The 258-nt window shown below is 53.5% G+C and carries 2 tRNA genes; both read right to left on the bottom strand.

Annotated features, from left to right (window positions below):
• Positions 1 to 76, bottom strand: a tRNA-Ala gene (locus AC3XQU_RS24260).
• 105 nt (positions 77 to 181) lie between these two features.
• Positions 182 to 258: transfer RNA gene (locus tag AC3XQU_RS24255), tRNA-Ile, on the bottom strand.

Genomic DNA, 258 nt, shown 5'->3' with positions numbered 1-258 from the left:
TGGTGGAGGATGACGGGATCGAACCGACGACCCCCTGCTTGCAAAGCAGGTGCTCTCCCAGCTGAGCTAATCCCCCGGGGTTTTGCGTCGCTGTTCCTCTAAAAATCATCTGGCTTTGCCAGGGATTTTTATCTGATCAGTCCAAACGAAAGTAGGTTTTTACTTTCGTTTGAGGCTTCACTGGTAGGGCTGGTTGGACTCGAACCAACGACCCCCGCGTTATCAACACGGTGCTCTAACCAGCTGAGCTACAGCCCC

The organism is Telluria sp. AZSoR62, assembly GCF_058111565.1.
This window is presented reverse-complemented; position numbering and strand designations above follow the sequence as displayed.